This is a genomic window from Blautia marasmi, from assembly GCF_900258535.1.
GTDB lineage: Bacteria > Bacillota > Clostridia > Lachnospirales > Lachnospiraceae > Blautia > Blautia hominis.
In genome coordinates, this window is sequence record NZ_OIWX01000001.1 from 4,419,424 (window position 1) to 4,437,303 (window position 17,880).

General features: G+C 41.5%; 29 protein-coding genes. 26 read left to right on the forward strand and 3 right to left on the reverse strand.

The features are described 5' to 3' along the window. Nucleotides 1–109 precede the first annotated feature (109 nt). Nucleotides 110–661 carry an RNA polymerase sigma factor gene (locus C6P39_RS28775; RefSeq protein WP_408608515.1) on the reverse strand — a complete coding sequence of 184 codons (552 nt, stop codon included), beginning with the start codon at nucleotides 659–661 and terminating at the stop codon, nucleotides 110–112. A 365-nt stretch (nucleotides 662–1,026) separates the two neighbouring features. Then, entirely contained in the window at nucleotides 1,027–1,407 is a 381-nt protein-coding gene (locus tag C6P39_RS19190) for a helix-turn-helix domain-containing protein (protein WP_104804861.1), read from the reverse strand. Between the two features lie 146 nt (nucleotides 1,408–1,553). On the opposite strand from C6P39_RS19190, the gene C6P39_RS27525 reads away from it, so the two are divergent. Next, nucleotides 1,554–1,718, forward strand: a complete 165-nt coding sequence (locus C6P39_RS27525) for a hypothetical protein (RefSeq protein ID WP_158661630.1) — start codon at nucleotides 1,554–1,556, stop codon at nucleotides 1,716–1,718. Nucleotides 1,719–1,733: 15 nt separating this feature from the next. Then, on the forward strand, nucleotides 1,734–1,910 hold the full coding sequence (locus C6P39_RS27530) for a hypothetical protein (protein ID WP_158661631.1): 177 nt from the start codon (nucleotides 1,734–1,736) through the stop codon (nucleotides 1,908–1,910). On the opposite strand, the gene C6P39_RS19195 is transcribed toward C6P39_RS27530, so the two are convergent. Further along, a complete protein-coding gene (locus C6P39_RS19195; protein ID WP_104804862.1) occupies nucleotides 1,899–2,669 on the reverse strand; it encodes a DUF4393 domain-containing protein in 771 nt (256 codons plus the stop codon). The two genes, C6P39_RS27530 and C6P39_RS19195, sit on opposite strands and share 12 nt — an antisense overlap. A 132-nt stretch (nucleotides 2,670–2,801) precedes the next feature. Here C6P39_RS19195 and C6P39_RS27535 point away from each other — a divergent pair, with 132 nt between their 5' ends. The 24 genes from C6P39_RS27535 to C6P39_RS27545 all read left to right on the forward strand — a co-directional run bounded on the left by C6P39_RS27535 (nucleotide 2,802) and on the right by C6P39_RS27545 (nucleotide 17,866). Then, complete coding sequence (locus tag C6P39_RS27535) at nucleotides 2,802–2,951, forward strand: hypothetical protein (protein WP_158661632.1); 150 nt, start codon at nucleotides 2,802–2,804, stop codon at nucleotides 2,949–2,951. A 195-nt stretch (nucleotides 2,952–3,146) separates the two neighbouring features. Further along, nucleotides 3,147–3,419 (forward strand): hypothetical protein, encoded by a 273-nt coding sequence (locus C6P39_RS19200; RefSeq protein ID WP_104804863.1) that lies wholly within the window; start codon nucleotides 3,147–3,149, stop codon nucleotides 3,417–3,419. A 13-nt stretch (nucleotides 3,420–3,432) separates the two neighbouring features. After that, nucleotides 3,433–3,621 carry a hypothetical protein gene (locus tag C6P39_RS19205; RefSeq protein ID WP_104804864.1) on the forward strand — a complete coding sequence of 63 codons (189 nt, stop codon included), beginning with the start codon at nucleotides 3,433–3,435 and terminating at the stop codon, nucleotides 3,619–3,621. A gap of 75 nt (nucleotides 3,622–3,696) precedes the next feature. Next, nucleotides 3,697–5,670, forward strand: coding sequence for a coiled-coil domain-containing protein (locus tag C6P39_RS19210; protein WP_104804865.1), 1,974 nt, complete (start codon nucleotides 3,697–3,699; stop codon nucleotides 5,668–5,670). A 5-nt stretch (nucleotides 5,671–5,675) separates the two neighbouring features. Continuing rightward, nucleotides 5,676–5,954: a hypothetical protein gene (locus tag C6P39_RS19215; RefSeq protein WP_242987082.1), complete on the forward strand. Its 279-nt coding sequence runs from the start codon at nucleotides 5,676–5,678 to the stop codon at nucleotides 5,952–5,954. Next, complete coding sequence (locus tag C6P39_RS19220; protein ID WP_207657141.1) at nucleotides 5,951–6,535, forward strand: hypothetical protein; 585 nt, start codon at nucleotides 5,951–5,953, stop codon at nucleotides 6,533–6,535. Before C6P39_RS19215 ends, C6P39_RS19220 begins: the two co-directional genes overlap by 4 nt. 51 nt (nucleotides 6,536–6,586) lie before the next feature. Beyond that, entirely contained in the window at nucleotides 6,587–7,009 is a 423-nt protein-coding gene (locus C6P39_RS19225; RefSeq protein ID WP_104805992.1) for a single-stranded DNA-binding protein, read from the forward strand. Nucleotides 7,010–7,020: 11 nt separating this feature from the next. Next, the gene (locus tag C6P39_RS19230; RefSeq protein WP_104804866.1) at nucleotides 7,021–7,248 is read left to right on the forward strand and encodes a hypothetical protein; all 228 of its coding nucleotides are present in this window, start codon (nucleotides 7,021–7,023) and stop codon (nucleotides 7,246–7,248) included. Nucleotides 7,249–7,260: 12 nt separating this feature from the next. After that, nucleotides 7,261–7,674: a hypothetical protein gene (locus C6P39_RS19235; RefSeq protein ID WP_104804867.1), complete on the forward strand. Its 414-nt coding sequence runs from the start codon at nucleotides 7,261–7,263 to the stop codon at nucleotides 7,672–7,674. After that, nucleotides 7,643–8,254, forward strand: coding sequence for an ERCC4 domain-containing protein (locus C6P39_RS19240; protein ID WP_242987083.1), 612 nt, complete (start codon nucleotides 7,643–7,645; stop codon nucleotides 8,252–8,254). The genes C6P39_RS19235 and C6P39_RS19240 overlap by 32 nt, the downstream gene beginning before the upstream one ends. Beyond that, entirely contained in the window at nucleotides 8,244–9,191 is a 948-nt protein-coding gene (locus C6P39_RS19245) for a hypothetical protein (RefSeq protein ID WP_104804868.1), read from the forward strand. The genes C6P39_RS19240 and C6P39_RS19245 overlap by 11 nt, the downstream gene beginning before the upstream one ends. Continuing rightward, a complete protein-coding gene (locus C6P39_RS19250) occupies nucleotides 9,192–11,051 on the forward strand; it encodes an AAA family ATPase (RefSeq protein ID WP_104804869.1) in 1,860 nt (619 codons plus the stop codon). A 25-nt stretch (nucleotides 11,052–11,076) separates the two neighbouring features. Continuing rightward, nucleotides 11,077–11,199 (forward strand): hypothetical protein, encoded by a 123-nt coding sequence (locus C6P39_RS28195; protein WP_278277979.1) that lies wholly within the window; start codon nucleotides 11,077–11,079, stop codon nucleotides 11,197–11,199. Nucleotides 11,200–11,211: 12 nt separating this feature from the next. Then, nucleotides 11,212–11,433 (forward strand): hypothetical protein, encoded by a 222-nt coding sequence (locus C6P39_RS19255; protein ID WP_104804870.1) that lies wholly within the window; start codon nucleotides 11,212–11,214, stop codon nucleotides 11,431–11,433. A 364-nt stretch (nucleotides 11,434–11,797) separates the two neighbouring features. Continuing rightward, a complete protein-coding gene (locus tag C6P39_RS19260) occupies nucleotides 11,798–12,088 on the forward strand; it encodes a hypothetical protein (RefSeq protein WP_104804871.1) in 291 nt (96 codons plus the stop codon). After that, nucleotides 12,078–12,383, forward strand: coding sequence for a hypothetical protein (locus tag C6P39_RS19265; protein ID WP_104804872.1), 306 nt, complete (start codon nucleotides 12,078–12,080; stop codon nucleotides 12,381–12,383). Before C6P39_RS19260 ends, C6P39_RS19265 begins: the two co-directional genes overlap by 11 nt. Beyond that, on the forward strand, nucleotides 12,367–12,795 hold the full coding sequence (locus C6P39_RS19270; protein ID WP_104804873.1) for a LexA family protein: 429 nt from the start codon (nucleotides 12,367–12,369) through the stop codon (nucleotides 12,793–12,795). The genes C6P39_RS19265 and C6P39_RS19270 overlap by 17 nt, the downstream gene beginning before the upstream one ends. A gap of 17 nt (nucleotides 12,796–12,812) precedes the next feature. Further along, on the forward strand, nucleotides 12,813–13,022 hold the full coding sequence (locus C6P39_RS19275; protein WP_104804874.1) for a helix-turn-helix domain-containing protein: 210 nt from the start codon (nucleotides 12,813–12,815) through the stop codon (nucleotides 13,020–13,022). A 185-nt stretch (nucleotides 13,023–13,207) separates the two neighbouring features. Further along, nucleotides 13,208–13,999 (forward strand): radical SAM protein, encoded by a 792-nt coding sequence (locus C6P39_RS19280; RefSeq protein ID WP_158661633.1) that lies wholly within the window; start codon nucleotides 13,208–13,210, stop codon nucleotides 13,997–13,999. 59 nt (nucleotides 14,000–14,058) lie between these two features. Next, nucleotides 14,059–15,681 (forward strand): DNA cytosine methyltransferase, encoded by a 1,623-nt coding sequence (locus C6P39_RS19285; protein WP_104804876.1) that lies wholly within the window; start codon nucleotides 14,059–14,061, stop codon nucleotides 15,679–15,681. Then, nucleotides 15,678–16,106: a hypothetical protein gene (locus C6P39_RS19290; RefSeq protein WP_104804877.1), complete on the forward strand. Its 429-nt coding sequence runs from the start codon at nucleotides 15,678–15,680 to the stop codon at nucleotides 16,104–16,106. Before C6P39_RS19285 ends, C6P39_RS19290 begins: the two co-directional genes overlap by 4 nt. A gap of 108 nt (nucleotides 16,107–16,214) precedes the next feature. Beyond that, nucleotides 16,215–16,655 (forward strand): peptidoglycan-binding domain-containing protein, encoded by a 441-nt coding sequence (locus tag C6P39_RS19295; RefSeq protein WP_104804878.1) that lies wholly within the window; start codon nucleotides 16,215–16,217, stop codon nucleotides 16,653–16,655. A gap of 396 nt (nucleotides 16,656–17,051) precedes the next feature. Then, entirely contained in the window at nucleotides 17,052–17,213 is a 162-nt protein-coding gene (locus C6P39_RS27540) for a hypothetical protein (protein WP_158661634.1), read from the forward strand. 497 nt (nucleotides 17,214–17,710) lie between these two features. After that, nucleotides 17,711–17,866 carry a hypothetical protein gene (locus C6P39_RS27545; protein WP_158661635.1) on the forward strand — a complete coding sequence of 52 codons (156 nt, stop codon included), beginning with the start codon at nucleotides 17,711–17,713 and terminating at the stop codon, nucleotides 17,864–17,866. Nucleotides 17,867–17,880: the final 14 nt, after the last annotated feature.

Sequence of the window (17,880 nt, forward strand, 5' to 3'; positions counted from 1 at the left end):
TGAGTTTAGGTTACAAAAATAACACCATACTGGACCGTTCCGGGTTGCCGCCCGGGGTGGTTTTATAGTGTGAATAATCCTCAAAGGTAAACAATCCTTTTCTGTTCACTTAAAAAGGGGTCCGTAAAATGATGTAAATAAACAATGGTAGCACCACATCTTCTAAGTTAACTCCATTTTGAGCTTTTATGTAATTTCTGGCTCTTCGCAGGCAATTCTCTACTGTTTTTTTACTGCAACGAAATCTCCATGCGATTTCTTCAGTGCTTAATCCCAGAGTATATTTCATAAGGAGCATGTCATACCATATATTGTTTTTGCATCTGAGATCATATAGCACTGACGAAAGATATGTCCGTTCTATAACATCATTGGCATAATTCTTCCTTGTTGGGATTTCTTTGCTAAGCCAAATTATCCGGAATTTACCGTATTTTCGGACAAAATCTATGGAGGTATGTTTGGCTGTTAAATATAACCACGCCTGCAAATTTCGTATATTATTCCCATTACTGACGTTCTTATATAATTTCATAAAAACCTCTTGCGCAATGTCTTGGGCATAATCTCTGTCTAATACTATAAGATAAGCTACTTTCGCCACATTGTTATAATGTGTATTGTATATCTTTTCAAAGTCTTCCGTACTAATAGTTACCACCTCAGAGAAATTGTACCATGTAGGGTAGGGGGTGACTAATGGTAAGTGTTGGAAGGAATGGTATAAATTACCAAAATATATTTTGAAAAAATATGAGGGATTTTAAGCAAATCTCTCGGCTTATATATGTAACCTTAATAAAATATTGTTTACACAATAAAACAGAACGTATGTTCTTGAAATTTCTTTACTCCCGGTGTATACTCATAATAGAATATATGTTCCCACTGCATATCTGAGAGGGAGGCGCTACATATGGAAGAACTGAAGAACGAAATCATCACATTGGTTTCAAAATCTACAAATTATGACTTATTAAAGATAATTTCAAGGTTTGTAAAGAGATTACTAAGCTAGGCAAATGCCTAGCTTTTTCTCTTATTAGCAGCCTTTTGGGCTATTTTTTCCAATAGCTCCCATTCCTCAACCTCGAGATCGGCCAGTGCTTCAACTAATCTTCTCCGAAAGGATTCTTCTTCATCTCTTAATATGTCAGCCGCAAAATCAGTAATTTTTTCTGTTCGTGTCTTTTCTCTTATTGGTGATCCTTCACCTATAAGTAACCAGTTCATATTGACATCATGTACATCACATATATCAGATAACACTCTTTCAGTTATAGAAACGGCTCCGGTTTCTATATTTCCAAGGTTTGAGCGGGATATTTTAATGGATTTTGCAAACTCTTCTTGAGTCATATGTAAAACGTTTTTTCTTAAATATCTTATTCTCTCATGGGACTTCAATTATTATCACCAACTTTCCTTTTTTTGTATAGAAATATTATATCACAAGTCAAAATGCTTGTAAAGGACAAAGAAATACGTTGTATGCTTGACAAGGACTAAATAACGGTGTATAATGTCCTTAACAAGCGAAAGGAGAGGACAAAATGTCAGAGAAGGAAAAATGCATTTTAGAAAAACTTGCCGAAGTGCTTCCACACATGGATGAAGAGGACAAAGAAATCCTTGTTGAAAAAGCAGACAGTATGGCTTACATGAATCGGAAGTGGAAAAAGAAACTGGCTGAAACAGATGACAAGAAAGCCGGATGAGAGGAGGTGAGGAAGATGTGGACCATTGTTTTTGTGGTGTTGACAATATTATGTGGTTTTAAATGGATGCAATGGAAATTAGCTACTCATGCATGGGCGTGGTATTTGGAAAAGCGCGGATACCAACCTCCAAATGACCATGATATCAAGGAGTGTACCCGCGCGGTTATCGGTTCTTTATTATTTCGTTAATTTTTTTTCGAACGGATAAATTGAACATGCTGTAGCTAATGATTCTCCATAAGGAGTTAAGTATACTTGAGTGCCGCGTGCTATTGGGCGTGATTCACTTGCGGAATACTTTTTTTCTAGACTTTCAAAAAATTTGTTGTGAATAAAGTTTTCACTAATTACGACTGATATAGATGAAATTTGCTGGATTAACCCTAGTTGCTTTAGAGCAGAAATAGAAAGAGACTGCATATCGAAATTATCAAATGGTTCATCTACAAAAATAATGCAATCGTACAATAGTAGATAGTTGTCAGAGAAATCTGTTTCAACACGGTACTCTGCTGCATCAATGGAATGCTCTTTATTTTTAGCTAACTCTTTAAAAAGCCTTGCATCGTATGGGCTCATCTGCTTTAAAGTATTTGGAAAGGATGGATGCATAAACGTTGAAAAGTCAATATTACAAGAATTAGCAATCAATGCTGCAAACATAGAACGGAGTTCTTTGTGATGAATACAATATGCGCTACAATCAATTGCCTGTCCTAATACTTGATATTCAGGACGAATAATTTTGCTCTCATCTATTGATGTAAGATTATCAAATATATTTTGCCGGAAGATTTCTTGGCTAACATCATTTGGAACAGCATATTTTTCTGAAAATTGTCTTACTTTGCTTGCCGGGATTGCTAACAAATCAGAAATCATGTGGAAGATGATAGTAATAGGCTTTTTGGTCACTTCCCACAGTTGCTTATTTTGTTCATTGTTCACTAATGTTTCTCCTCTTTTTATGTATTCGGCCTGGCGGGGCCTGTAAGTACATTATAAATTAGAACTATTAATAAATCAATCAGAACCCAGACAACCTGTCATACATACCATAATACAAGGAAGGTGAAGTGTATGAAAACTATGGCAAATATGAGTAATGCGGAAAGAGAAGAAAGAATAATTCAGATCCTTGTGGAGTTACTGGAGGATCAGGACGGATGCAAATATGAGTACAGAAAATTGACACCGGAAGAAATAGCTGAGAAGGATAAAACCGCCTAATGGCGGGAAGGAGGGACAAGCCTGTGTATTATGAAACTGTAAGAGATACAGTTATCTGTACTGCAATAACAATACTACCACCGTTTTTCCGACCGACAAGCCTGTCAGCACAGGTGATTTGCTACATCGGTATATTTGCTATCATCTATGCTGCATTGGCCTTGTCAAGGGAATGGGATGAAAGGAGAAAAGACCATGGACAAGCTAAAAACAGACGGTGATGTCATGATCCATCTGGTGAAGGTAAGAAAGCACCTGCGGGATATATCGCAGCAGATAGATCAGAGTATATATTTGGAAATATCACCGGATGGGTATGCAAGAGTAATTGTTGGAGACTATGAGGCCTCAGAGTATCCTGGAATAGGGGCTGGTATAGAATACAGACCGGCTCGGAATTTGAAAGCATGGCAGGATGTAGAGCCACAGCAGATACGGTTTGGAAAAACTCCAGTAACTAGGAAATGAAGGAGGGCAAGTTATGAATACTCTGACAAGAGAATGCATTGAATACATCTCGGAAGAGATACAAGAAGGAAAAATGAAGGATGAAGACAGGCGATTAGCGTGTGTGTTATCATATCTGGCCAATGATGAAGATATTGATGAACTGTATAAACTCATTAAAACTGGAAAAGCCCCTGGAGCCGGGAAGCAATCAGGGACTTGATAAATAAAAATCATATTAATTGTATCAGAAAAGAAGTAATCGTGCAATGAAAAAAATTGTGAGGATAAAAACGTCATGAAAATCAAGTTAAAAAAATTGATACTGCAAAATTTTATGAACTACCATGAGATGTCCATTGATTTTGCAGAGATTACAAAGATTATCGGTAAGAACGGTAAGGGGAAGAGTAGTATTCTGACTGGCTATACATGGCTGCTCTTTAACTGTGACTATGAACTGAAGGATAATCCTAAAGTTCGCAGGGAAATAGAGGGAGTACCTGTATCTGATATGGATGTATCAGTAGAGGGGATATTTGAGTTGGACGGGAAGGAGGTTTCCGTTAAGAAAGTACAGAAGCGTAAATTTGGAAAGGATGGGGTTTCTTACGCAGACAATAATACATACTTTATCAATGAAGTTCCGAAAACGCTGCGGGATTTTAATGATTATTTTGATTTAGATATGGATGTCTTTAAAATGTGTTCCAGTATCAATGCATTCTTATCCAAAAAGCCAAAAGAAATGCGAGAGTTCTTATTTGGAACAGTTGATAGCGTGACCGATTTCGATGTGTCGGAGAAATTTGAGGATCTGGCTGAATTGGTCCCGCTCCTCCAGCAGTATGAGCTGGGAGAGATTGTTGCCATGAATAAGGCCAGTAAAGCCAAGATTTCCAAGGAACTTCCTATTCTGGAAGGTCAGATCAAGGAGAAAGAACGGGATTGCACGGTGGACATTGATACGGCTGAACTGGAGCTGCAGGCAAATGCTATTAAAGAGCAGATTGTAAAACTGGAAGCTCAGACGAATGACACAGATGCTCAATATGAACAGTGGCAGAGGCAATCTGATCAGATTCTTCAGAAGAAAATGGACTTGAATGAATATGTTCGTAAGGCTAATGCCGGGCTGGTTGAACAGAAGAGCCGGCTGAATCGGGAGTTGCTGGAATTACAGCAGAATCTTCGGGATGTCCAGAATGATTTCCGCATGGCTGAGTTGGACAAGCAGCGGTGTGAGCAGAATTTGGAGCGTCATAATAAGGAACGTGATTCGGTTTTTGCACAGTGGAAAGAATGGAATGCTAAACAGTTTGATGAGTCTATATGGGTTATCGGAGAAAACGATACCATATGCAAAATGTGTGGACAGAGGTTGCCGGAAGTAGAAATAGAAGAACGTAGGACACATCTTGAAGAGCGTAGACAAGATGCTCTGGAAAAATTCAATGATGAAAAGGCTTCTCATCTCGAAAATTTAAATGGTAAAGGGAAAGAAATCACTAATTTAATGAAGAACGCAAGTGCAGATATTGACGTTGCATCGGATAAAATGGAAGAACTGGCATTACAGTCTGGTAGCATTAAAAAAGAAATTTCAGACAAAGAGAACGAGCTGGCAATTCTTCATCCAGAAGTAGATTTGTCTGACAATCAGGAGTTTCAGGCCATGCAGGCCGAAGTGATCGCAATGGAAGAAGCCCATAACTCCATGACTTCTGGAACAGATATCCGTAATCTTCTCAAAATAAAACTTTCTGATCTGCGTGAAGAGTTATCGGCAGTGGAGAGGCAGATTGCATCAGCAGACACAACGGAAGCGGAGGAGCGCCTTGAAGAACTTCGGAAGAATCGTATGGATATGGAGCAGGCAAAAGCGGACTGTGAAAAGATTCTTTTTCTGGTTGACAAGCTGGATAAACATAAAAATGAGATGCTTTCAGACAGTATCAATGCACAGTTTAAATATGTGGATTGGAAATTATGGGAGACAAATAAATCAGATAATTATAAAAGTGTGTGTATCCCGACCATTGATAAAAAATCATTGTTGGATATTTCTTCAAACAAAGGAAACCGGATCATTGGAAAGTTGGATATCTGTAATTCTATCCAGAAGATTACAGGAATTAACTGCCCAGTGTTTCTTGATGATGCGGAAAGTCTTGACAGCGACAATATGAATAAGTGCCTGGAGATGATGCATTGCCAGGTGGTGACATTGATGGTATCTGATGATGCCGAACTGAGAGTGGAGGTAGCGTGATGGGATTGAAATTAAAAGAGGGAATAGCCCCAGAGGTTTTGAGAAAATACGGTTTCAGAACAGGAAAAGAATGGGCAGATGCAGGAGAGCGTTGCCTGAAAGGAGTGGGGTATGAGTATCAGCATGGATGGTGGCACAAATTCCTGATGGATGAAGAAGAACCAGAAAAAATAGCCTATACGGAAGAGGAATATGACATACCAATGGTGCAGATATCATTCCGAACCCAGGATAAGTTTAATATGGGATTGATGAAGAACTCCGGGCAGAGTCTATCGAAATGACCACTTTATCTGGTCTGATCGAGTACATAAAGGCAGGTGTAGATGATATGGCAGACAGCATGCTGGTTCAGGTGGTGTCCCCAACAGAAGTCAGGCTGATTTCACAGTTGGATTTTGACCGGAAACGTGAGTGCCTGGTAGAAGTCCATGCGGATATCCCGCAGTTTGCGTTTGGCAAATTCATTGATTCAGAAGCTTTCCTTATTGGAGTACGCTCTAAATTTATCCAGAATGAGGGCGCAGAGTCAATTCTGAGATTTGCTGGAACTGTAGAGAGTGGTACGGTTGCTAAGTATGGTGATGATGGCGTATCACAATCTGCAACGGTCAAAAAGGGAATTGCATCAAAAGAGGAAAAACTGGTTCCCAATCCTGTAACGCTCCGTCCGTACCGAACATTTACAGAGGCAACACAGCCGGAATCTGAATTTGTGTTCCGTATGAAAGATGACGGCATGAGTGTATATTGCGCCCTCTTTGAGGCTGATGGCGGAGCGTGGAAGAATACTGCCATGAAAGCCATTAAAGAGTTTTTGAAGTTTGAGCTGGCTGAATATCCTAATTTTACAGTGATTTCATAAGAATAAGTTTTCCGGCTGCCCTTTTCAGGGTGGCCGGGGATGGGAGAGAAAATGAATAAATGGATTGGAATAGGACGATTAACGCGTGATCCAGAAATTAGATATAGCCAAGGGGGAAACTCATTGGCAATCGCCAGATATACATTGGCAGTTGATAGAAGATTTAAGAAAGATGGAGAGCAGACAGCGGATTTTATCAACTGTATTGCTTTCGGCAAAAACGGCGAGTTTGCAGAAAAATACCTGCGTAAGGGAACAAAAGTTGCCGTTACGGGGCGAATTCAGACCGGAAATTATACCAACAAAGACGGCGTAAAAGTCTATACCACGGATGTTGTTGTTGAAGAGCATGAGTTTGCCGAGAGTAAAAATACGCAGCAGACAAATAACCAGACGCAGCAGAACCAGCAAGCAACAGGCGACGAGTTTATGAATCTCCCCGATGGAATAGACGAGGAGCTTCCGTTCAATTAAGGAGAGTATGTATGAAAGTGATAGTCAAAACTGAAAAAGAGATGGAATTAAAGAGGTATTTTGTACTTAGAGGAATCAAAGATACATGTGTATGCAAAACAGTCGTTGCGGAAAGAAAATACGCAAGTCCACCTCCGGCATTAGAAATCGCTGAATTTATCAATGAATATGGATGTGATTTTGCTTCACTGGTCGAAAACTTCTATTTAGAAGATGATCCTGAACTTCCGTTTAGTTAAGGATGGTGGAATATGGCAGGTAAAAAGACTGAAAGAAATCCGTCCGATATAATCCAGGACTTCCTTGATCTGATGAAGTCGAGCCAGAAGGAGTATCAGGATTGCGTAACTAAGGTGTGGCAGTATGACAAGAAAAAGCCTGTAGACTATATGCATGATTTTGAGTTTATGAACAACTGTAAAGAGCGCAGCAAGCTCTCTACAAAAATCCATAATGAACGTATTGAGCGCCGGAAATATAAGGATAGGGCGGAGCGGACGGAGAAGCTGGCAAAGTTCTATTCCGATAAACAGAACAAGCAGTTTTTGGACAGGTTGAGCGGCCTGGCAGCAGCGCAGAGGGAAGTAGAGGAATATCTGGACGGGGAAAGGCATTATAACAGAAGGGCAGGTGATGATATTGGCGATAACAGTCATAGAGGATAAAGCACAGCAAGCCGAAAAGCACATTACAAAATATCTGCACTGGGAAAACCATGGTGTGTATTGGGAACGCTATCCCTTGCCCGTAGGAGACTATATTCTTGCAAATGAAAAAGTTCTTGATGTGATTTCCAGAAAGCAAAAGCGGGGTACCGACGTAAAGAAAATGGATTTCCTTGGTACATATAATTGCACTGTGGATACTAAGAAGGATATACAGGAGATTATTGGAAATATTTGTGGTAAGCAGCATGGACGCTTTAAGGATGAATGCATTTTAGCACAGAATAATGGCATTAAACTGATTGTGCTGATCGAGAATGAAGATGGTGTGAAATCTATTGATGATTTGTTTCATTGGAACAATCCAAGGCTATATAGGTACAATAAGATTGCCTATATGCACAACTTTGAGAAGTGGCTAAGCATTCCATTGCCAAAGGCAAAGCCAACGGCAGGGAGTACACTTGCCAAAGCAATGATCACGATGGAAAAGAAGTATGGAGTGGAGTTTAAATTTTGTACTCCAGAAGAAGCAGGGCGGAGAATAGTAGAACTACTGGAGGGAGATTATGGCAAGTAAAAGAATGTTTAGTATAAATATAATGGATTCAGATGCTTTTCTAAATCTTCCAAAATCAGCGCAAGCCCTGTATGTTCATTTGTGCATGAGAGCTGATGATGATGGGTTTCTGGGAAACGCCAAGCGTATTACAAATTATGTCGGCGGTTCCACTAAAGACTTGGAGTTGCTTCTTAAAAAAAGATTTTTAATGCAGGTAGATGATGTGGTGGTCGTTAAGCACTGGAGAATGCACAATACGATTCTGAAGGATAGGTATACGCCGACTGTCTATCAGGATGAATATAAAAAGTTAACAATTAAGGGTAATCGCTCGTATACAGAACGTAAACAGAATGATGACAAAAATGTTAACGAATGTGTTAACAAAAATGACAACACTATTATAAACAACGCAGATAGCAATGGCGCTAACTGCAATGTTGCCATTAATGATAACACAGGTTTAGATTTAGGTTCAGGTTTAAAAAATAGTAAAAACACTCTTGTGCATTCTGGCGAAATGCACGACCCTGAAAAGCTCTCTTTGGAGCAGTTTTATGAATCTATCTGGAAGCTTTATCCACTCAAAAAAGGCAAGGGCCAGGTATCTAAGACAAAAAAACAGGTGCTGCAGAGGATTGGGTATGAGCAGATAAAACGCTGTGTAGACCGCTATGTTACAGAGCTCAGATCTTCTGGGAAAGAGAAATTCATGATGCATGGCAGCACGTTTTTTAACAGTGGATATGTGGATTATCTGGATGAAAATTACGTGGTTGGGGAGCAGCCGGCCGAGCAGGCTAAAGAGAGTGAGCCAGAAGACAGATTTTCCTGTCTGGAACCAGATATGCGTTCTCTCCTAGAAAGCTGCGGAGTGATTGACGGACAGTCACTTGATCTTGGAAATGCTACGGATGAGCAGATCAGATATTTGCAGGAATGCGGGGTGCTGTAAATGCTTTATGAGTTCAAAGAGGCGGATGCTTATGCTTTTGCCAGACATGTAGGTATACGGGCCAAGCAGAGAGGGCATAACCTGCATTTTCAGACTTGTCCTTACTGCCGTTCAGCGAAGGATAAAGACACATTTGCTATCGACCTGGAAACAGGGCAGTTCAAGTGCCTGCGGGCGAGCTGCGGGGTATCCGGTAACATGATCCAATTATCCAGGGATTTTGATTTCAGCCTTGGATATACGGTTGACGAGTATTACCGGCCAAAGAAGAAATATAAGCGGCTGCCAACACCAAAAGAGCCGATAGTCCCGAGGGATAAGGCGGTAGCATATCTGGAGAGCCGCGGGATATCTGCAGAGGTTGCAAAACGGTATGAAATAACCGTACATGCCAGACATGAGAATACTTTAGTATTTCCGTTCTTTGATGAAAAGGGTATATTGCAGACAATCAAATACCGGGATACGGAACATTTCCCTGGTAAGAAATTTACTGATAAAGACGGGAAAGAGCGTAAGTCACCGAAGGAGTGGATTGAAGAAGACAGCAGGCCAATCTTGTTTGGCATGAAGCAGTGCAATGATAAGTTTGACCGGCTCGTGGTTACGGAAGGGCAATTAGACAGTCTGAGTGCTGCCACGGCAAGCATAGAAAATGCGGTATCCGTTCCAAATGGATCGCAGGGTATGACATGGATTCCTTACTGCTTCAACTGGGTATCAAAATTCGAGGAGATCGTAGTCTTCGGGGATTTTGAAAAAGGGAGAATGACTTTACTGGAAGACTTCCAGAAGCGGTTTCCAAACAAAATAAAACATGTCCGGGAACAAGATTATCGAGAGTGCAAAGATGCCAATGAATTATTGCAGAAGCATGGCAAGGATGCTGTTAGGCAAGCTGTAGAAAATGCAGTTCCGGCTCCTGTAAACAGAGTTTTACCGCTTGCTGAAGTGGAAAGCGTAAATATCTATGAGCTGCCAAAGTTAAAGACCGGTATCAGTCAATTAGACCGCACACTGTATGGCGGGCTGCCATTTGGCATGGTGTGCATTATCGCAGGTAAGCGTGGAGATGGAAAATCCACATTGGCAAGCCAGATCATGGCAAACGCAGTGGAACAGGATTTGTACACATTTGCCTATTCAGGGGAGCTGCCTAATTATCTCTACAAGAGTTGGTTTGACTTCCAGGTGGCTGGCCGAAACCATATCGTTGAAAACCAGACAGAGTATGGTACGGTCAACCGGTTTATCACAAACAAAAATCAGGAGTTGATCAATACATGGTATGCGGATAAGGCATATATCTACGACAATCGTATCATTGACGGTGATGAGAAAGAGGACCTGTTGAAAAGCGTAGAACAGGCTATCATGCAGTATGGGATCAAGGTGGTGTTGATAGACAACCTTATGACTGCCATGTACATTGATGAGCTGCAAGGCAGCGATAAGTATGACCAGCAGGGGCGTTTTGTCCGGGAACTGACAAAGATAGCTATACGGTATGACGTCCTGATTCTTCTTGTCGCGCACCGCAGAAAAAATGCTTTTACATCAGATGCCAATGACGAGATCAGCGGTTCGGGAGATATCACAAACCTTGCCGGGATTACGTTGAGTTATGACCGCGGAAGTAAAGACGAGATTGATAAAGGGGTGTTGGAGGAGAGCCAGCGAAAGCTGATTGTTGCGAAAAATAGGTTATTCGGGAAGATTGACCTAAAAGGCCTGATTCTCAGCTATGATGAAAAGTCAAAACGGATCTATGGGGATGGCGATGATGTGAACAAGCAGTTTGGATGGGATAAATCTGATGGATTTACGGGCGCTGATAATATGGAAATACCATTTGATTAGTGTGGAAAGAGAGACATTATGAGATATGAACTACATATGTTCTTCCGAAAATTATATATATCTGGTACCAGAAGGGACTGCGATACATGCAGGCATTATGACGGAAGATTCGGGGATGATCATTGCTTCCGGTGTGAACGAAGTATAAAGGCGGTGGGGTATGACAAAAGAGGATCTGAATAAATACTTTGAGATATATACGGACTGCTGGAGACTATTCCGGAAATATTCAGAGCCAAGTGATAAAGATGCGTTCTGGCAAAGTTTGTTTGAAGAAGCAAATGCGCTTCATGAAAAGAATGGAAAAACTGAATTTTCTGAAAAGCTTATTTTGATAACAGAGGGAGAAATAGATAGGATTTTCAGGGAGCGAAAGGAGTGAGAGGTTTGCCGGCCGGCTATAAAGAGCTCTTTACTCCAAATCAGTATAATGAAAGATTGTGATTATCCAAACTGCCTGAATTGTACACAGAGTGACTGCATTATGGAAGAGCAGGATATAGCAGCGATATTGAAACGCAGGCGGTGGAATGCAAATCCTGAAGCATACAGACAAAAACAACGAGATTACCGTAAACGGGTCAGGGATAGCCTGCCACATTGTGACGAATGTGAAAATTGTATTCTGGTCCGTAAAGATAAGGGTGAGGGATACCGCAGATTATGTATCCAGGAAATGCGCCTAGTGGAACAGAAAGTTTCAAACAGCCCGCTGTGGTGCAGGAAGAGAAAGGGGAAAATTAAGAATGATACATTTGATAAAGAATTATTATGCGATCCCAAATAACATGGGATTTACACTTGCCGTGGATAAGGGCAGGAAGAACCAGGATGGGACCAACGCTTACGATACAATAGGATATTGTGGGAGCTTTGAAGAAGTGATTTTTCTCCTCAGACGTAAAATTGTAGACCGGAGGCTGAAAAGTGGATTATATGAGCTTTCAGAAGCTCTGGATATGATCAGAGAAACTTCGGAAGAGATAAGATTGGCGATAAACGGAAAGACGGAGGAAGGGAATGCAAATGGAAGTTGATGAGCGATATCACATAATTGCGGGATACTACAACAAGAGGGATGAATTGGGAAAGCTGTGGGAAGAAATCGGAGAGCTTGAAAATGAATTGGAATCATCAACGAATCCTTTTGGGCTGCCAGATCTTGTATATCTTACTCCAAATACATACAGTGAAATGGCTGATGTGATGATTGTCTGTATTAATGTGGCAATTCAGCAGGGAAAGCTGGATAAATTACTGGAGCAGATAGATTATAAATTAACTCGGCAGATTCGCCGGATTGAGGAGGAAAAACATGAAAGCCGAGGATAACATTAAACGAGGTGAGAGGACCCGCAGGGACATTCTGGAATACATAAAGCAGTATATCCGGCAACACAGTTATCCACCCTGCCGCAGGGAGATAGGGGATGGTGTAGGACTTAAATCTACATCCTCTGTACAGAGTCATATAGACAGAATGCTGGCCGATGGGATGCTAGAGACAGATGATGAAGCAGGTACTCCCAGAGCGCTGCGAGTACCGGGAATGCAGATCGTCAGCCGGGAGATGACAGTACTGGATAGATATATCGAATCAGAGAGAGTACGGATTGTGGAGCAGTTATGTCCTTATGATATACCATGGCTTGTCCATGAAGCAGGCACCCAGCAGTTTGAAGGAAGACAATGCCAGAATGACTGTGAGAAATGCTGGAATGTACGGTTGGTTAAGGCACCGTGACAAGGAGATGATAGACTATGGCAAAGTATAAAGCTCAGATTACAGAAATGGATATAGAGATCATAAAAAAGATGGCTGCCAATGACATGAATGTCACTCAGACAGCACTTGAATTAAATTACCACCGTAATACGGTTGTATACCATCTGGAAAAGATTGAGAGTATAACAGGATACAATCCATGCAGCTTTTATGGGCTTGTGCAATTGATTAATAAATTTGGATAGATAAGAAAGGAGCTTTTGCCGGCCGGCACAAAAAGGGCGCCCTTTTCAATTTTAAAATGAATATAGGTCTTCATGATGCAGAGAAAGAACATTTTAAACATGGGAAAAAATTTCCCAATTTAGCACTAATGAAATTATCAGAATGGCATAAAAAACAAGGAGATAATATAGGCTGGTGGATCCCAGTGTTACATTATGACCGAGTGTATAGCAGTAAAGTTTTTGACTTTACACCAGATAACACAGAACTGCCAGACGGTGCAATCCGTGGTGGAACCGGATATCGGGATTTGCCAATAGACCAGGAGCTGCCGCCGGAGATTGATGAAATGTATCCGGATTACAGCATATATCCTGAGTGCGATTATGCAATTGGGTATCTCACCCGTGGGTGCCCAAATCACTGCCGCTGGTGCGTAGTGCCGCATAAAGAGGGTCAGATTAAGCCGTACCAGTCTTGGCAAGATGTTGTGAGGTATGATACAGATAAGCTAGTGCTGATGGATAACAATATACTGGCTTGTGATCATGGTATAGCGCAGCTGGAGGGGCTGATAGAGAGTGGATATCGGATTGATCTTAACCAGGGTATGGACGTAAGGCTTGTGACGGACGGGGTGGCGCAGATATTATCACGGTTGTCATGGATCAGATTTATAAGGTTTTCATGCGATACAAAATCACAGATAGAGCCGATTAGGCGGACAATTGGCCTGTTGGGCAGATATGGAGTGAGGCCGTACCGGATTTTTATATACCTACTGGTCACAGAGGATATTGAAGATGCAGCAGATAGAGTTGAGTCCCTTAAAGGCTATAAGGCAATCAACCTATATGCCCAAGCTGAGCGTAACGAGCGTCTGGGAGTAATACCCAATAAAGTACAACTTGAGTTTGCGCAGCGGTACATATATGGTGGATGTTATCGCCATGAGACGTGGAATGAATATTGTAAAAGAAATCAAATAAAGCAATAAAATAGCAGAAAGGAGCCAGCCTCCGGCCGGAGAAATGCTATAGCGGGCTTCTAAATAATATGAGAGATTTAATTATTGATTGTTTCGCCGGTGGTGGCGGAGCGAGTGTAGGAATAGAAATGGCATTAGGCCGTCAGGTAGATATAGCAATTAATCATGATGAGCAGGCCATAAGGATGCACAAAACCAATCACCCAGACACGCTGCACCTGACAGAAGATATTTTTAAGGTGGATTTGGAAAAGTATGTAAAAGGCCAGCATGTAGCGCTCATGTGGGCAAGCCCAGACTGTACCAGCCATAGCAAGGCCAAGGGCGGACAACCAAGAAAGCATGGCCTCAGGATCTTGCCGTGGGCAGTGTATAAACATGCAAAAAAAATCCTTCCAGATGTAATAATTATGGAAAACGTGGAGGAAATACAGCAGTGGGGGCCTTTGGATGATAAGGGTCATCCTATTCCAGAGCGGAAAGGTGAGGAGTACCAGAGATTTGTAAGCAAGATGCAGGGCCTTGGGTACGGTTTCGACAGCCGGGAACTGGTGGCTGCGGACTATGGGGCACCGACAACCAGAAAGCGCTGGTATGCAATTTTTCGGCGGGAGGGTAAACAGATAATCTGGCCAGAGCCTACACATAGTAAGACAGGAGATGGCGGCAAGAAAAAGTGGGTGCCGGTGGCAAGCATTCTGAATTTCTCTGACCTTGGGAAACCTATCTTCGGACGCAAGAGACCTCTGGCAGAGAATACCATGCGCAGGACTGCAAGAGGACTGGAAAAGTTTGTATTTAACAACCCGGACCCGTTTATCATCCAGGTAAACCACGGTGGAGATAACTTCCGGGGCCAGAGCGTCCATGAACCAATGCCGACCATTGCGCAGAAGCATGGGTTTGGTACGATATCACCGTACATTATGCAAATTGGGCAGACTGGATTTACCGCAGATAGAAATAGGGGCATGGAAGAATCCCTGTCAACAGTGATTACAAAAAATGAGCACTGCCTGATAGCGCCATATATGATTCAGTATCATTCTGAAACCACCGAAAACGGCGTAAGAGGGCAGCAAGTGTCAGAACCCGTACAGACCATAGATACCAGCAACCGATACGGCCTCGTTATGGCGTTTTTGGAAAAGTTTTATAAAACAGGAACCGGACAGAGCCTTGCAGAGCCAATCCATACCATCACCACAAGCCCGGGACACTTCGGACAGGTATCAATCTATGCAATGGACTGGAAACAGTTGCAGGAAGCAGGAGTGGACGAAAAGACGGCCCAGAAAGCCACATGGGTATCAGAGTTTATCATGGAGTATTACGGAGCGGGTACCGGGCAGCAGGTGACAGAGCCACTGCACACGGTAGTCACAAAAGACAGATTTGCCATAATCACCATACTGGGTAATGAGTATGCCATACTGGACATTTTTCTTCGGATGCTGACACCGGAGGAGTTGAAATTGGCCCAGGGATTCCCGGCAGATTACATTATTGACCGGGATTACGCCTGGAAACCATATCCGAAGTCAGAGCAGGTTAAACGCATCGGAAATAGTGTTGTGCCAATCATGGCGAAGGCTTTGGTAAGCGCAAACTGCGGTTACTTAAGAGCAGGAGAGCGGCGGCCGGCGCCAGTAGTATATACACAAAAAAATGGGCAGGTGGCATTCGGATGAGTGGGAAATTTGAAGGCCAGATCACCCTGACAGACTACATCATTGACCGGAACAATGTTACCTTTAAGCTATGCGGCCAATGCGTCTGCGATAACTGCCTATACTGGTGGTCAAGCCGTTGCCCATATGGTGGATGCTATGATGATTGGCGGGCGGAAATAGACCCCTACGATAAAGCCTATCCTAATCAGCCGTCGCGGACTGCCTGGAGTTATTGGGATAAGCCCGGGGAGCAGGCACACTGGTGCAGAGGCGGGACGTTCTATCCGGCCCATTACTGCCCGGGTTTTACAAAATATAAAGGTTGCCAGATTAAAGAGTGCCTAAAGTGCAATGTGGCAGTGTATCAGGACGGGTATATAGATTGTAGCCTGGTGGATACTCTGGGCTGTACGGAGTGCTATCAGGAGTTTATGGAGAAATAGTCAGACAGATAATGTCGTATTATGCTATAAAGTGTCGATATAGTTATCTTGAATATTACTATAATTGATAATATAATTAAGATATCAAAATATAGAGGAGGTAGTAACATGAAAAGTTTTTGCAAAAAGATTTGCGTCTTCTTATTAACGGTGATAATGATTTTTACATCATCGTTCAGTGTTTTAGCAAGTTCAAATTATGATTCAAATTCTGACTTGGTAAAATCCGATGAATGGGTTCTTCCTGGCGGTGTACTTGCTAAAATACATGTTATTAACACTATCGTAGATGTTCCATCATGGGCAGTGCTACAATATGGAAGTAATAATCAATATGTATATTTGTTACAAGCCTGCTTGAAACATTTAGGACATTATTCAGGTGAATTGGACAGCAATTTTGGCCCTGCTACGTTAGCTGCGTTGAAAAGTTTTCAGGGAAAATGGGGGTTATCGGTAGATGGTTCTTGCGGCCCGGCTACTTGGATGAAATTTCATCAGTTATTATTAATGCAAACAGTTCAGATTGAGTGGTATTGGTGGTTTTAAGCTTGAATAATATATAATAAAAGCGTCTGGTCAGATTACTGGTTCTTTCTGACCTTTGGGTAATGTGAACTTTCTGAAATAACAATAGGAGCTTTAAATCTGTGATAAATACAGACTTAAAGCTCCTTTGATATTCAATGCCAAAATGATTCTTTACCCATAGTTCAGTAAGAACCAGATTACTGGCAGGGCGCTTTTACATTGCATTCCGCTAAAATGTAAGATATAATGTATAAATAATGAGGGGGTTGTCTTATGAAATGTTGTGGTACTGAAATGCATAGGAATGCAGATAGTTATTTTTGTGCAAAATGTGAATCTAGAAAATATTTTAAGTGATGTAAGAATCAATCATCAGTATTCACTGGTAGTTTTTCATAAGTGAGGAGATTTCTTATGGATAAATATACAAAGAAGGCTTTAATAGAAGCCATTTTATGGCTATTGCTATTGCTGTTTATATTTATTTGTCCAGAATTTAATCCTGTTATTGGGTTAATTATGCTTGGGGTTTTTTTGATAAAAGTGATAGCTAAATTTATGGATTCACATTTATAAATTATACTGATCGTTCCGCAAAGATGATAATAGACCGCACATCCTTTTCGATTTCTGTATGTTGGCAATATGTGAATATTTTGTATTTCAGGAATGAGTACGTTTAAGATAACGCGTTGTATGCATCTATGTATACATTTCGTGTTTTGCTATGAGTACACTATGTATACAAAACGGTTACATTCTGCTACCATCTTGTAATCACAGATAAGAATAGTAAAGAGAAGAAAAGAAAAGTAAAGATAAGAAAAAGGGTATTACATACCCCAAAAGAAAGCCGCTCACAAGTTGGCAAGTATTCGTGAAAATTTGCTATTGACAGCCATTGTATGTGCATGGTAGAGTAATGACCAAGAGAAATTGTATAATCACCCCGGCAATCTTTCCAGCAATTGAAATAGTCCGGGAAGCCTGTAAAGGTCGGTAGTCGTGAGCCGCTAGAGATTGGATTAAACCCCAGTCTTTAGCGGCTTTTTGTTTATCTGGAGGTAGTTTATATGCTTTGCGGAGAGTTTAAATGTGTGTTTCTGGTGGATGGAGAGTGTGAGCCGGTTGACGGTGGATTTATCAGCGATATGTGCGATAACTGGGGAGAGTGTATTAACTGCCAGCAACAAGCAGACGAAGACTGTGATGGGCTGCAGAAGGGATGATTACAAGGTGTCAA

What these genes read in the sequence shown, in the direction of transcription:
- C6P39_RS27525 (WP_158661630.1), top strand. Translation starts at nt 1,554, where the DNA reads ATGTCAGAGAAGGAAAAATGCATTTTAGAAAAACTTGCCGAAGTGCTT.
- C6P39_RS27530 (WP_158661631.1), top strand. Translation starts at nt 1,734, where the DNA reads ATGTGGACCATTGTTTTTGTGGTGTTGACAATATTATGTGGTTTTAAA.
- C6P39_RS27535 (WP_158661632.1), top strand. Translation starts at nt 2,802, where the DNA reads ATGAAAACTATGGCAAATATGAGTAATGCGGAAAGAGAAGAAAGAATA.
- C6P39_RS19200 (WP_104804863.1), top strand. Translation starts at nt 3,147, where the DNA reads ATGGACAAGCTAAAAACAGACGGTGATGTCATGATCCATCTGGTGAAG.
- C6P39_RS19205 (WP_104804864.1), top strand. Translation starts at nt 3,433, where the DNA reads ATGAATACTCTGACAAGAGAATGCATTGAATACATCTCGGAAGAGATA.
- C6P39_RS19210 (WP_104804865.1), top strand. Translation starts at nt 3,697, where the DNA reads ATGAAAATCAAGTTAAAAAAATTGATACTGCAAAATTTTATGAACTAC.
- C6P39_RS19220 (WP_207657141.1), top strand. Translation starts at nt 5,951, where the DNA reads ATGACCACTTTATCTGGTCTGATCGAGTACATAAAGGCAGGTGTAGAT.
- C6P39_RS19225 (WP_104805992.1), top strand. Translation starts at nt 6,587, where the DNA reads ATGAATAAATGGATTGGAATAGGACGATTAACGCGTGATCCAGAAATT.
- C6P39_RS19230 (WP_104804866.1), top strand. Translation starts at nt 7,021, where the DNA reads ATGAAAGTGATAGTCAAAACTGAAAAAGAGATGGAATTAAAGAGGTAT.
- C6P39_RS19235 (WP_104804867.1), top strand. Translation starts at nt 7,261, where the DNA reads ATGGCAGGTAAAAAGACTGAAAGAAATCCGTCCGATATAATCCAGGAC.
- C6P39_RS19240 (WP_242987083.1), top strand. Translation starts at nt 7,643, where the DNA reads ATGATATTGGCGATAACAGTCATAGAGGATAAAGCACAGCAAGCCGAA.
- C6P39_RS19245 (WP_104804868.1), top strand. Translation starts at nt 8,244, where the DNA reads ATGGCAAGTAAAAGAATGTTTAGTATAAATATAATGGATTCAGATGCT.
- C6P39_RS19250 (WP_104804869.1), top strand. Translation starts at nt 9,192, where the DNA reads ATGCTTTATGAGTTCAAAGAGGCGGATGCTTATGCTTTTGCCAGACAT.
- C6P39_RS28195 (WP_278277979.1), top strand. Translation starts at nt 11,077, where the DNA reads ATGAACTACATATGTTCTTCCGAAAATTATATATATCTGGTACCAGAA.
- C6P39_RS19255 (WP_104804870.1), top strand. Translation starts at nt 11,212, where the DNA reads ATGACAAAAGAGGATCTGAATAAATACTTTGAGATATATACGGACTGC.
- C6P39_RS19260 (WP_104804871.1), top strand. Translation starts at nt 11,798, where the DNA reads ATGATACATTTGATAAAGAATTATTATGCGATCCCAAATAACATGGGA.
- C6P39_RS19265 (WP_104804872.1), top strand. Translation starts at nt 12,078, where the DNA reads ATGGAAGTTGATGAGCGATATCACATAATTGCGGGATACTACAACAAG.
- C6P39_RS19270 (WP_104804873.1), top strand. Translation starts at nt 12,367, where the DNA reads ATGAAAGCCGAGGATAACATTAAACGAGGTGAGAGGACCCGCAGGGAC.
- C6P39_RS19275 (WP_104804874.1), top strand. Translation starts at nt 12,813, where the DNA reads ATGGCAAAGTATAAAGCTCAGATTACAGAAATGGATATAGAGATCATA.
- C6P39_RS19285 (WP_104804876.1), top strand. Translation starts at nt 14,059, where the DNA reads ATGAGAGATTTAATTATTGATTGTTTCGCCGGTGGTGGCGGAGCGAGT.
- C6P39_RS19290 (WP_104804877.1), top strand. Translation starts at nt 15,678, where the DNA reads ATGAGTGGGAAATTTGAAGGCCAGATCACCCTGACAGACTACATCATT.
- C6P39_RS19295 (WP_104804878.1), top strand. Translation starts at nt 16,215, where the DNA reads ATGAAAAGTTTTTGCAAAAAGATTTGCGTCTTCTTATTAACGGTGATA.
- C6P39_RS27540 (WP_158661634.1), top strand. Translation starts at nt 17,052, where the DNA reads ATGGATAAATATACAAAGAAGGCTTTAATAGAAGCCATTTTATGGCTA.
- C6P39_RS27545 (WP_158661635.1), top strand. Translation starts at nt 17,711, where the DNA reads ATGCTTTGCGGAGAGTTTAAATGTGTGTTTCTGGTGGATGGAGAGTGT.